The following is a 12,637-nucleotide window of genomic DNA, read 5'->3' as shown; positions in this document are numbered from 1 at the left end:
ATCGAGTGAATTACCGCCAAAGGCTGTTAGTCTTTGGCGGTTAAATATAGCCAGTCAATACAACTTAGTTACCGTTGAAAATAACCACTTGAGATAGATTGACCGTCCCTACTTATTGCCCGTACCTAAGGTTATTTAGTCTCGTTTATATAAGGCTTCGATCGTACTTGTTGCAATGCTGTTGGCATTAATCATGTAGCCGGCCAACGCGCCAGAGGCATTAACGGGTAACTCGAGTTTTTCGACTGATAGTGCATGGACAGTAAATTGATAACGATGTACACCATGACCTTGCGGAGGGCACGCGCCACCAAAACGAGGGTTGCCGTAATCATTGTCAACATGGCTCGCAGTGCTCAACCACGCTGCGTGGCTATCACTTCCAGCCCCTTGGGCAACCTCAGTGATTGACTTATCAATATTCACTACTTGCCAATGCCACCAACCACTGCCTGTTGGCGCATCAGGATCATAAACTGTGATTGCAAAACTCTTGGTACCTTTTGGTGCGTTTTCCCATTTAAGGTGAGGAGATAAATCGTCACCGCTACAACCAAATCCCTTAAACTCATGTACTTTGCTCATAAACTCACCTTGTTTAATGTCGTTGCTAGACAAAGTGAACGAAGCCGCAGACGCACTGGCCGATACCACAAGAGTCAATAATGAGGCTATAGCCATCGATTTATTCATAATAATCATCCTTTTTAAATGTAAAAAAGCACTAGGGCAATCACACTCCCGTTTAGAAACAATCAGTGTGTTACACCAAATACACACAGAATGTACCATAAACTTAACGCATTTAAATCGAATAATCAGAATGTTACAAAGACTTTTTTCAGCAGCGAAGTAAATAGGATGGCATGGGATCGCCTTGAAGATAATTGTTGCGGTTGCCAGGCCAGAGGTACTGATTAGCCTTGAATTAATGGCTTTAATCGAAGTGATTGGCGCATCTACGTTTGTGATGGCCTACGTGAGTGGTGTTAATTTGTATTTGAGCACTTGGTTCAAAAAACTGGCTGATTTTTAGCGTTACAGTGATTGGTTTTATCCTAGTTTGTCAGCACTTAAAACCATGCCGAGCGCGGTTATTCATTGCATCCCTGAGCGACTCACCACACTTTGTTTTATCAGCTTGGCATTATTAGCAACCATTACATTATGTTGGCAGCAACTTGTTCACTAATATGGCTGACTCATCGAGTATCCAAACCCAACAAAATATTTGGATTTGGATACATGCGATTACTGAGTAATAACTGCTTTTAACTCATTGAGCGCAGCAACAGAAAAACCACGATCGTAAAAATACAGTATCTCACCAGCGCGGTTTATTAGTACCACCCGGGTATTATTGGGATTTTCATTACCTGTAAACTGTTGAACTGCATCACCGTCTTTATAAATGGTGATCACCCCGCCCCACATTTCTTTTGGGATCCCTTTGCGCATCCCGTTATCAATTAATGTACTAAACATGCGCGGTGCCATACCTTGAATCGTTGGTAACTCATAAGTCGGCAGCACAGTATCTGTCATATCTAAACCAATCAGCCAACGGTCAATGTCAAACTGGCTGTCTTGCTTGTAACCTATTAGCAGCAAAGTTTGTTCGTGAGCAAAATCGTTAGGGATCACCATTTGTTTTTTTTCCAAGCTTTCGCCTAATACCACTGGAAACGACTTGCCAAGCAACGATTGATTCGGATACTGCGTTGAACAGCCTGATAAAACAAGGAGCAACAACCCACTGAGCATTATTTTTAGCATTGTGTATCTCAACATAAACCTAATTTAGTTGCGCATTAATACGCATTCAATTGAAAGTGCGATCGCCTTAAGGACAGCGAACATTGAAAAAATTATCAACAGTATCAATTTCCAGTTGAGGAAAGTGTTTAATGATAGCTTGATACTGCTCTTCAAGTTGTGCCTTATGCTCCGCTACAGCCCTACGATGAAATTCGCGTATGGTCACGGGATGCTCAGTAAAGTACCTAATAAAATGTTTTTGCTCTCGATTTTCAATGTTTTTAATTCCTTCATCTGCCGAAAAAAACGAAAAATCTAGCTCACTAAAACCACGAATGAAAAAATAAAAAGGGTCTAGCGACACACCCGAACTATATTCATGGTGTTGAAGCTGGCTATTGAGTATTTCAAATTGTTTAAACGTTGCTTCTTGGGCCATTACATTGAGTAATACATGCGCTTGCGGCACATCTGTAAAATCCATTAACGGTAACCACATCGTCAAGTTTTTTCGTTTTACAAAAAAAAGCAACACTGCGATATCTTTAGGGTTGGGGATTAACTTAGCATCGGTTAACTTTTCGATAATTTCAGACTCGGCCAAATTGCTGTTTGAGATAAATTCTTTTGTCATCAATAAACTGAATAGGGTTTTAACATCAGACTTTAAATGCGATACATTAATTTGAGTTAAGTCTATTTGCTCAAAAGTCTGCTGTTGTGTGCTCAGCTGCTCCCTTGCTTGTTGAAACAGTGGCGCTGTAAACTTAACGACTGCGCTTAAATCTAACTTTGCAGGCACTGAGTCACAATAACGATATTCTGGTGATTTTTTGACAACATCAATAAAAGCCGAAGGTGCGAATTCATCCCATAGTTGTTTTGTTTTTTTACGCTGATGTAACCATACGTTTTTTAAGTTGCACAATGCATTCTCATTGAGGAGTTCGTCATCATTAACATACTTTGGGTTATCACTAATCAGTGTACTGTCGGTAACGGGCACAATTTCTTTACTATCAACGACATCAATCTCAATCCCCTGGCGACTCAGCAAAGACAATGCATCGGTGATATTTGATGAGCCAAAAACACCTCTTCGTCTTTATTCAACACAAATGGGTGTTGATTAAAATTAAGGCTCTTTATTAATCTGGGGAGTGTATTGGCATCATCAATGGTGTACCCCGCTTGACCGATTATTTCTAAGGTCATTTTTTGCGGCTCGGCTGTATATTTATTATTAAAAAATACCAGCTCAGGGTATTGCTCAAACAATAAAGTCGCAGCTGTTATTTTTTGAAGCGTAAGTAAACTTTTAATCACACCTGATAAAGGAGAGAGATAGGGATTTTCGAGAATAGGTTTGGGTACGGCCGAAAAAGTCGTGTTTATTAAAGCGACCAACTCCTCATCAGAGGCTCCCATTTTGTGGGCCTCATTAATGGCTTCAAACGAAAAGTCTTGCCATAAAGGCAGGATTTTATCTTCCCACTGCATGAAAAAATCAACATATCTTCCCTGATTTTTCATGATATCGTGGCTAAATCCCTCAATCGTCGAGATGAGTTGCTCACTGTGTGGCAGCCGTGCTAATAGTACTTTGTGTTCAAGCAAAGCCTCCCAAATCGCAATATCACGATAAAAGCTGTTTACCTCATTCCAGCTTAATTTATGCAAGAGTTCATCAGTAACAAACTCTTTGCTTGAACCATTAAAAAAAGCATAAAACGCTTGTGTTTTATAATGTTTTTTTTGAGATTGATTATTGCCGCTGACCCTATCTCTGACCGACATACAATAACCTGCTGAGGGTACATTTTTTGGATAAGGCTCAACGGTAAAATGTGCATTGTCATTGCTTAGATGCTCGACACTGGGTTGGCTGATGTCTGTGGTTATTTTTATGCTCGCTTCATCAGCACTGATTACTTGAGTCGATTGTGCTGTATTTTTTGTTTGGAACAACAACACCGCACCGCATATAACAACGGCTACAAATATTACTTTTTTGTACATTTCAATCCTTGAGATAAAAGTCCATAACCAAATCGCTACAAATTAACTTAAATACATTCACTATACTATCACGCTCACTGTACCTAAAAAGAATGTAAAACAACAAGCGTTTAAATAACACTCTGTTTTTAATATTAAAAAATGCATTGAATTGGATGGTCGATTTTTCCGATTTATACAATCTGTTTATCCTCTTGGTAACTTTTCAACTTGATCCCTATAGTCATCGCAACACACTCAAAGGAACATCAAGATGTTAAAGCAATCAACCATTACAGCTTCCAAGTTAGCCATTGCCGTTTCACTATTAATCAGTGCAAACGCCTCTGCCACCAATGACATTAAAACCAATCAGTTTTGGTGGCCAGAACAACTTAACCTCAGTCAACTTCGCGCACATGGTAAAGAATCTAACCCAATGGGTGAAAACTTTGACTACAAACAAGGTTTCTTAAGTTTAGATTTAAACCAAGTCAAAGCGGACATAGAGCAAGTACTAACAGAGTCGCAAGATTGGTGGCCAGCCGATTACGGTCACTATGGTCCATTTTTTATTCGTATGGCGTGGCATGCTGCCGGTACATACCGCGTTCATGACGGCCGTGGTGGTGCAGGCGGAGGCCAACAACGTTTCGATCCTCTCAATAGCTGGCCAGATAACGCCAATCTTGATAAAGCCCGCCGTTTACTTTGGCCGATAAAACAAAAATATGGCCGCAATCTTTCATGGGCTGATTTAATGGCGCTCACTGGTAACGTTGCCCTTGAATCTATGGGTTTTAAAACCTTTGGATACGCGGGTGGTCGTGAAGATGACTGGGAGCCAGATTATGTATACTGGGGCCCTGAAAGCAAATTTTTAGCTGACGAGCGCCGGGATAAAAAAGGTAAACTAAAAGGCCCTTTGGCTGCGGTTGAAATGGGGCTAATTTACGTTAACCCAGAAGGCCCACATGGCAACCCCGATCCGCTTGCCTCAGCGAAAGACATCCGGATGTCATTTGGTCGCATGGCCATGAATGATGAAGAGATTGTTGCACTTATTGCAGGTGGACATTCTTTTGGTAAAGCCCATGGCGCTAAAAAAGCAGATTGTCTCGATAAAGCCCCAGCAGCGGCAGGCATTGAAGAACAAGGCTTTGGTTGGAAAAATAAATGTGGTAAAGGAAACGCTGAAGATACCATTACCAGTGGTTTAGAAGGCGCCTGGACAGTTACGCCAACTCGCTGGTCGATTAATTATCTGCAAAATTTATTTGCCTATAATTGGGTGCAAACTAAAAGCCCGGCAGGTGCAACTCAATGGATACCAGAAAACAACCAAGCGGCCAACTTGGTACCTGATGCGCACATTAAAGGCAAGCGTCATGCCCCAATCATGTTTACCACTGACATTGCACTTAAAGAAGATCCTGCATTTCGTGAAATTTCTCAGCGTTTTCTGAACAATCCTCAAGAATTTGAGCTCGCCTTTGCTAAAGCATGGTTCAAACTTAACCATCGTGATATGGGCCCACGTGCCCGCTATCTTGGCAGCGAAGTCCCTGAAGAAATATTGCTATGGCAAGATCCGATCCCTGCGGTTGATCACTCGCTTGTCACTCAAACAGACATTAAAAAACTTAAAAAATCTATTTTAGATTCTGGTTTGAAGTCTGCTGAACTTGTGCGCGTAGCATGGGGCGCGGCTGCGAGTTACCGTGATACGGATATGCGTGGTGGGGTCAATGGTGCACGAATTCGTCTTGCTCCACAAAACGGATGGCGCGTAAATAATCCGCAAGAATTAAGCAAAGTTTTAACAAAACTAGAATCGATTCAGACGGTATTTAACGCCAAATCACGCAAGAAAAAAATATCACTCGCTGACATGATTGTATTAGGGGGCGCAGCGGCAATTGAGCAAGCGGCAAATGCTGCAGGGCACACAGTGTCAGTTCCTTTTGCACCAGGACGCATGGATGTATCTCAAGAAATGACAGACATTGAGTCATTCAAAGTGCTCGAACCTACTGCCGATGCATTTCGTAACTATTACAGCACTAAAAGCTACTTTTCGCCTGCTGAAATGCTCGTTGAACGCGCTGACTTACTGAGCTTAACAGTACCAGAGATGACTGTGTTACTTGGCGGCATGCGTGCATTGAATGCCAATGCAGATCAAAGTAAACACGGTATTTTGACGACTACACCCGGTCAGCTCAATAATCAGTTTTTTGTTAACCTACTCGATATGTCTACAAAATGGTCAAAAACCGATACTGACGGCCTATACCAAGGCACTGATCGCGCTACTGGCAACCTGAAGTGGACTGCCACACCCGTTGATTTAATCTTTGGTTCTAACTCAGAGCTTCGCTCGATTGCCGAAGTGTATGCATCGGAAGATGCACAGAAAAAATTTGTCGAGGACTTTGTGGCCGCATGGAGTAAAGTCATGAAGCTGGACCGCTTTGACTTACGTTAACAAACACACATAATATTAAAAAGCGGCCTTCATTTTGGCCGCTTTTTATATTTAAGTCCTTCATAAAACTTGGAACTGGCTAGTTTTCAACCTCACATCTATAGTTACCCATGTTATACATAACCTGACCAACAATAGTCAGGACTAACATCGGGGATTTGATAATGCATAAACTATGTAATCTAAATCGACCAACTCTTTTAGCTGGTTCGTTACTATTAGGGATGGCCTCATCTTTTTCTGCTGCCGCAGAAATAGCCGTCATTGTGAACAAAGCCAACAACTCTTCACTGGACAAAGTAGCCATCGAAAAAATTTTTACCGGTCGAATGAAGTCATTTCCAGATGGAAATATCGCCATTCCTATGAATGCAGCTAAGAGTATGGAGTCTCGAGATGAATTCAATCAAAGTGTGCTTGGCCGTTCGAGCAGCCAAGTAAACGCATACTGGTCAAAACTAGTGTTCACTGGCAAAGGGAATATGCCGATGGAACTAGCATCTGACACTGAAATTATCTCAACAATTTCATCCAACACGGGAGCCATTGGTTATGTAAATGTCTCATCTCTTACCGATGACGTTAAAGTCATTGCCAAATTTTAAGTGAGGCACCATGAAAACATTTAATAAAATTTTATCTGCCCTTCTTTTTTCTGGCGTTTGCGTGAGCTCTGCCGCGCATGCAGAGGTCAAGATTTCTGGGTTTGGTTCGATTGTCGCGGGTAAAACTCTCGGGACTGTTGAAGATCCCCTCAATCCGGGCACTACTCGCGATGAAATCTTTACGGCTGATTTTTATGATGTAGGCCAATACACCAATGACTTTAGCTTCCAACCAGAGACAGTGTTTGCACTGCAAGTAGTGGCTGATTTAGGCGACAAGCTCAAGGTCACCGGTCAGTTAGTCGCCAAAGGTACCGATGATTTTGAACCTGAATTTGATTGGTACTATTTAACGTACCAAGCCACCAACGAACTCACTTTTATGGCCGGAAGAAGAAACATTCCTATGTATTATTTTTCTGAGTTTGCTGAGGTCAGCTATGCCTACCCATGGATGCGCCCACCTTCAAACCTATATTGGTGGCAGGTGACACAATTTAATGGTGTCACTGCTATGTATGATTTTGAAATCGGCGGACTCTCAAGCACCATCAGTGCGTTCTATGGTAATGAATACTCTAACGATAATAAGGAGATGAATTACTACGATAAACTCTATGGCGGCAACGCCGTTGCAGTTAATGAGTTTTGGACAGATATAATGGGGGTTAACTGGAACCTGTCTGGCGACTTTTTTAATCTTCGCTTCGTGTATTTCCAAAATGATCGTGATAGAGAAACCATTGCGCCAGATGGCAACATTGCCGATTACACGCCGTTTTCTCAACAGTTTTTGGGCTTAGGTGGCACCATGGATCTGGCCATGTTCACAGTCTTATTTGACATGAATATGGTGACTTATGATGATGCTGTTGGTACTGAGTTTCCAACTTATCTGATCTCTGTGGTCTATAACATGGATGAATTCCATCCTTTTATAAGTTACTCAAAAGCTGACCAAAAACGCACAAAACAACCCAATAAAGAAGATTACGAAGAGCATTACTTGTTAAGTTATGGTATCCGGTATGATTTCCATCCAAGTGCTTCGTTAAAATTGCAATATGACCAATTTGTTGACCAAGGTGATAAAGCCACAGGTTGGGCGTACCATGGTGACTCTGACACCATTACGGTTGGTGTAGACTTTATTTTCTAACCCCTTTTCAATTAAGGCCAAAACATGGATGAGTTTGGCCTTTTTTATTGTGATGACTCATCGCTAAGTTTCACTGCTGCAATCTCTTCAGTCATATTCAACTAATGCCTCTAAAACGCAAAAAATGCAATACCAACCTGTCTGATCGTCAAAATGCACCTCAATAACCTCAATACTGGATAATAAACCTATAACTACGCTGAACTAACGTAAAAAAATCCCTTCACCAATCTTTTATCGAAAACTCAAGTTAACCAGTATTTTTCACATCCATTTCACATCCGCATTGTTAGATTTATTCCAACAAAACGAAAAAGAAATATCTCATGTCATACATTAACAATAAGGTTGTCCGTATTATGCTGATAGTTGCAGCTGTTGTTTTATTAGCCAGTGCTGGCTGGTTTTTAAATTTTACCCTCAGCCCATATCCAGTCACCCCTGAGCAAATTCACGCCCATTATGCTTATAAAACGCCCGATAATTTACAGTGGCAACAAACAAAGCTTGAGGAAAACTATTATGAATTCACCTATAAAACGTTTGATGGGCAAACAGTCAATGGCCGAATAAAGTATCCAAAGACCCCGTCAGAACTGGCTGAGCCTGTTCCTGTCTTGATTGGGATTCATGCATTAGGACGCAGTCAAATACGTTGGTTTCAAGACAGCTTTAAAAATCGCCCCACTATTACGCATGTTGATAAGATCACTCAACAGGCACTCAAACAAGGGTATGCTGTCATAGCCATTGATGCGCGAAACCATGGTTTACGAAAAGATCTCGACTACACCATTGGTGATGTGATGATTGACCTACATTACTTTGGTAGAAAAGATCCCTATGAGACGATGATCCGCGACAATCATCAACTAGGTATTACAGAATATGCTTTAAAAGGCCAACTAAATTTTAATGATCGACACTCAATCACTGCAAGATACGCACAATTTGAGGAAGATTCTCACATTTCTGAAACAGGTCTATCTGAGGACGAATTTTTCGAAAACCCATTTCAAGCGCCAACCGGTAAAATCGACCGATTTGTCCAGCAACGTGATACCGTGCATATGATCCACAATTTTAATATCGATGAACAAGCAACATTATCAAGTCAGTTTTATCATGTTGACAACGAGCGTGCATCATTCAGGCAAATTAATGGCCCCGGCGAGGCGATTGAGTACTGCCCGACCGTTGCTGGACAGCCCGATTTACCCGGTTCACGACGTGCTCTGCCCGCCACAGAAGAAAATGCACAAATATGTGGAGGCCGTTGGCGGCCGCGTTATTATAATTATTGGGGAGTCGAACCCCGCTTGAGTCTTAACCATCAGTGGTTAGGCACAAACAGCGAAGCAATTATCGGTGCACGCTACCATAAATAAGATATTCAGCGTCATCAATTTAGAGGCTATGACGCTCGTTTTCAACAACTTGAATTTGCTAAAACCTATACCGATATAGATCAAAACGAAGGACGGGCTGGCTGGCTGGCTGGCATCAAGAGCACATTCAAATTGATGTAACAGCGCGCACTTTTTACATCAAAAATGCATTTAACAACGGCGATTGGACCATTACCCCAGGGCTTCGACTAGAAGACATTACCTGGAGCACCGATTACCTGCACACCGAAGGCAACGCACCAACCAACCCAGAAAAACGTTTTACGCAAAGCTATCAAAAATTACTGCCGGGCTTAGGTGCAACTTATCAACTGAACTCTGAGACCACTTTATTTGGCGGGATCCATCAAGGTTTTTCACCTGCAAGGCCTAACAGAGACATTGAAGATGATGAACCAGATGCTTCCTATTTAGCCACTCGACCCGAACAAAGTATCAACTATGAAATCGGGTTTCGCAGTGCGACGCTGCCTGCGACTGAGCTTGATGCTACGTTTTTTTATACTGACTTCGATGAAATTGTCATTCAATCAACCAAAGGTCGCTATATTAACGCCGGACGTTCTCGCCAATCGGGGATCGAATTCTCCGGGCAAATCAATTTCTCCGAACTCTATAACACGCCGTATAACATTTATTTGCAAGGCAATTACACCAACGTGTTTTTAGCTGAATTTAGTAGCGTAAAGGACGTATTCGATGACTCGGGCGAGAATATTGTGTCAACCTCATCGTTTGAAGTGGGCAACAGTTTACCTTACGCACCTACACATATGTTATCAGTTGCCGTTGGTTTTGAAAGCGCACAAAACCAGTTCGATGGCCGTATTGGCATTAATTATGTGAGTGAGCAATTTGTTGATGCCGCGAATACGCGCGAGCCATCAGACAGTGGTGAAGAAGGGGTCATTCCTTCATATGCCGTACTCAATGTCACCTTAAACTATCGAGCAACTGAACAGCTTAGACCGAACGTATTTAACCAGCCGAGTAGATGGTATGGTGGCCGGCAGAACTCGGCAGGTATCTGCTGGAATGAATTATAACTTTTAACAACGAACACACTGACTTAACAAAATTTTCGCTCAGACAGTGACGTATGCCCGTTTAAGGGTTATATATTTAACAGCACTTAATAAAAAAGCAGGCACGCTATGCCTTTGCATCAATTAATTTATCAAAGTAGAGAAACGCATAAATACACCAGTCATGATTTTGTTGAGTTGCTCGAAGTTTCTCGGCGTAACAACGATAATCTCAATATTACTGGGTGTTTATTCTACAATGGCGGCTGGATCGTACAGGTGCTAGAAGGCGAAAAACACGTTATTGAGAATTTATACGAAAAAATCACCCAAGATACTCGCCATAAAGACTGCAACTTAATGCAGTCTATTCCGATTGAAAAGCGCGTGTTTTCTAAATGGAGCATGGGCATGATTAACTTAGATACTGACAAAGACAGTAAATATCGAGAGCTCAAAGCCGCCATGGATGACTATCAAGATGGCAAAGTGGCCATTCCACTGCCCATTAAGTTATTGCGGATTTTTAGCCAAGATTATCAATCGTCCACCCTTTAATGCGTGTTTAAATCAGTTGAATTATCGAAATAAAAGAAGGGCAACCAAACTAGGGCGCCCTTTTTTATGTGTTTAGCTGCAATTTTATTTTTATATTTTAACTAGTTACATAGACGATGAATGCAATTATCGCGATATAAACACTTGCGCCAATCGCAATGATTGACATGACCTGTATCGATTTTCCACTTTTAAACGAAGCAAAATCTTTCAAGGCCATCTTGTATCGACCCAATGTCAGTATTTTTAAAAGCAAACAACCTATAGCATAAAACAAAAAGCCCACAACTGCCGACAGTGCCATTATTTGAACGTATTATCAATACGCACACTGTTAAGCTGGCCAGTTTAATCCATATAACCACAGTAAAAACCCTGTGCAAACAAAAGCCTAACTTTGCACTTTTTCACTTTTACACTTTCTCCTTGTCTATTTATCGAGTTACTCCCTAAGGATTCAGACACAAAAAAAGCCAGAGACGTCTCTGGCTATTGATCAAATCGGTTGTGTAATACGGGATAATCGTTTTTTAGGCCTTCGTCGTTTTAGCCACATATAACAACCTGTCACAGTAAAAATAAGTGGCGTTAGCCCTATCAGACACCAAATAATCCGACTTGGTAAACCAACAAAATAACCAAAGTGCAGTTTTCTGAAGCTATCGACCGCCACTAAATAAAACGGCGCTTCTCGGATGTCGTAATTTGATAACCGCCCACCACTTTGTTTATCAAAGCTCACGGTTGATGAGTACTCGCTCGTGACAAAACTGGTATCGGCCACTTCACCAAAAAACGTAACTTGTAACTCTGGCTCATACGGAAACAACAAGTAAGTCGCTTGAAAGCCCCCCATTTGCTGCGATGCTTCTGCCATCATTTTATCCAGAGATAATGCATGGTTATAAAGTCGTCCAGTAATAACATGCTGCTCTTCTTGGCTGTGCTCAAGCTCATGATGGATAATTTCAGAAATATTCCAATACACGCCAGTAAAACCAATCACTAGTAACACAGGTGCAGACCAAATTCCCACCAACTTATGAAGATCACTAAACAGGGCAATCCGTTTCACTTTTAACCGTAACGTAAAAAACTTTTTCCAAAACTGACGATAAATAATCAGCCCTGAAATCCCCATAAATAATAAAATAAGCGAGGCTACACCTGTAAACCAAAGCCCAGTATCACCAATCAAAAATTTATAGTGCAAATCAAGCAACCAATCGGTCAGATAATGATTAACCGCAACGGGCTGCGAACGCACTTCACCTTGATACTGATCTAAATACACTTTAAACCATTCGTTAGTGCCATGTTTAAGTACATAGATGCGATCAGCAGTTTGGCCATCATCAAACACTTCCCAACTGCCAATTTCATAACCATTTAACGCTGAATTGACTGTATCTCGCAAGACGTCATAACCTAACCGTTGCCCAGAAGTGCCAGCAACAACCGTCAGCTCAGGCATCAGCCAGTGATCGACCTCTTCTTTGAAGACTAAAATACTGCCAGTTAACGAAATAATAATCAGTGGTATCGCAACCACTAAACCCAAATAGCGATGCCATAAGTGGAGTGTTTTTTTCATTGTTGTGCCCCTGTTGTTCTCCCAACACGAAAAAGGCCGCACA

At 41.6% G+C, this 12,637-nt stretch carries 12 protein-coding genes; 7 read left to right on the top strand and 5 right to left on the bottom strand.

Annotation, left to right across the window (positions count from 1 at the left end):
* Window positions 1-135: 135 nt before the first annotated feature.
* Entirely contained in the window at window positions 136-693 is a 558-nt protein-coding gene (locus PULV_RS19015) for a YbhB/YbcL family Raf kinase inhibitor-like protein (protein WP_193332772.1), read from the bottom strand.
* Between the two features lie 184 nt (window positions 694-877).
* On the opposite strand from PULV_RS19015, the gene PULV_RS19010 reads away from it, so the two are divergent.
* The gene (locus tag PULV_RS19010) at window positions 878-1,036 is read left to right on the top strand and encodes a hypothetical protein (protein ID WP_176365220.1); all 159 of its coding nucleotides are present in this window, start codon (window positions 878-880) and stop codon (window positions 1,034-1,036) included.
* A gap of 215 nt (window positions 1,037-1,251) precedes the next feature.
* On the opposite strand, the gene PULV_RS19005 is transcribed toward PULV_RS19010, so the two are convergent.
* The 3 genes from PULV_RS19005 to PULV_RS18995 form a co-directional block, all read right to left on the bottom strand.
* Entirely contained in the window at window positions 1,252-1,776 is a 525-nt protein-coding gene (locus PULV_RS19005) for a hypothetical protein (protein WP_086745318.1), read from the bottom strand.
* A 67-nt stretch (window positions 1,777-1,843) separates the two neighbouring features.
* Window positions 1,844-2,815 (bottom strand): hypothetical protein, encoded by a 972-nt coding sequence (locus tag PULV_RS19000; protein ID WP_193332771.1) that lies wholly within the window; start codon window positions 2,813-2,815, stop codon window positions 1,844-1,846.
* Window positions 2,809-3,777, bottom strand: a complete 969-nt coding sequence (locus tag PULV_RS18995; RefSeq protein ID WP_086745315.1) for a hypothetical protein — start codon at window positions 3,775-3,777, stop codon at window positions 2,809-2,811. Before PULV_RS18995 ends, PULV_RS19000 begins: the two co-directional genes overlap by 7 nt.
* Window positions 3,778-4,030: 253 nt before the next feature.
* On the opposite strand from PULV_RS18995, the gene katG reads away from it, so the two are divergent.
* The 6 genes from katG to PULV_RS18965 all read left to right on the top strand — a co-directional run bounded on the left by katG (window position 4,031) and on the right by PULV_RS18965 (window position 11,000).
* Entirely contained in the window at window positions 4,031-6,244 is a 2,214-nt protein-coding gene (katG, locus tag PULV_RS18990) for a catalase/peroxidase HPI (RefSeq protein ID WP_193332770.1), read from the top strand.
* 164 nt (window positions 6,245-6,408) lie between these two features.
* A complete protein-coding gene (locus PULV_RS18985) occupies window positions 6,409-6,849 on the top strand; it encodes a type 2 periplasmic-binding domain-containing protein (RefSeq protein WP_086745312.1) in 441 nt (146 codons plus the stop codon).
* Between the two features lie 10 nt (window positions 6,850-6,859).
* Window positions 6,860-8,008: a hypothetical protein gene (locus PULV_RS18980; protein WP_193332769.1), complete on the top strand. Its 1,149-nt coding sequence runs from the start codon at window positions 6,860-6,862 to the stop codon at window positions 8,006-8,008.
* 326 nt (window positions 8,009-8,334) lie between these two features.
* Window positions 8,335-9,396 (top strand): hypothetical protein, encoded by a 1,062-nt coding sequence (locus PULV_RS18975; protein WP_193332768.1) that lies wholly within the window; start codon window positions 8,335-8,337, stop codon window positions 9,394-9,396.
* A 101-nt stretch (window positions 9,397-9,497) separates the two neighbouring features.
* Complete coding sequence (locus PULV_RS18970; protein ID WP_193332916.1) at window positions 9,498-10,463, top strand: TonB-dependent receptor domain-containing protein; 966 nt, start codon at window positions 9,498-9,500, stop codon at window positions 10,461-10,463.
* A gap of 108 nt (window positions 10,464-10,571) precedes the next feature.
* Window positions 10,572-11,000 (top strand): BLUF domain-containing protein, encoded by a 429-nt coding sequence (locus tag PULV_RS18965; RefSeq protein WP_193332767.1) that lies wholly within the window; start codon window positions 10,572-10,574, stop codon window positions 10,998-11,000.
* Between the two features lie 496 nt (window positions 11,001-11,496).
* On the opposite strand, the gene PULV_RS18960 is transcribed toward PULV_RS18965, so the two are convergent.
* Window positions 11,497-12,594, bottom strand: coding sequence for a PepSY-associated TM helix domain-containing protein (locus PULV_RS18960; protein WP_086745299.1), 1,098 nt, complete (start codon window positions 12,592-12,594; stop codon window positions 11,497-11,499).
* Between the last annotated feature and the right edge of the window lie 43 nt (window positions 12,595-12,637).

Source organism: Pseudoalteromonas ulvae UL12 (genome assembly GCF_014925405.1).
Taxonomy (GTDB): Bacteria; Pseudomonadota; Gammaproteobacteria; order Enterobacterales; family Alteromonadaceae; genus Pseudoalteromonas; species Pseudoalteromonas ulvae.
This window is presented reverse-complemented; position numbering and strand designations above follow the sequence as displayed.